Source organism: Mesorhizobium sp. M1A.T.Ca.IN.004.03.1.1 (genome assembly GCF_003997555.1).
Lineage (GTDB): Bacteria > Pseudomonadota > Alphaproteobacteria > Rhizobiales > Rhizobiaceae > Mesorhizobium.
Map to the genome: position 1 here is coordinate 1 of NZ_RZTV01000234.1, position 278 is coordinate 278.

The 278-nt window shown below is 61.9% G+C and carries 1 protein-coding gene; it reads right to left on the reverse strand.

Annotated elements, in window-relative coordinates:
- On the reverse strand, positions 1 to 278 hold a 278-nt coding region (locus EOD29_RS31485; RefSeq protein ID WP_281059242.1), incomplete at both ends, for a peptide chain release factor-like protein.

Sequence of the window (278 nt, forward strand, 5' to 3'; positions counted from 1 at the left end):
GCAAGGGCCGCTTCCATGAATTCGTTCAGATCGCCGTCGAGCACGTCATCCGGAGCGGTGCTGGCGACGCCTGTGCGCAGGTCCTTGACCAGCTGGTAGGGTTGCAGCACGTAGGAGCGGATCTGATGACCCCAGCCGATATCCGTCTTGGAAGCGGCTTCGGCGTTGGCAGCCTCTTCGCGCTTCTTCAACTCTGCTTCGTACATCCGGGCACGCAGCATTTCCCAGGCCTTGGCCCGGTTCTTGTGCTGCGAACGTTCCTGCTGGCAGGCCACAAC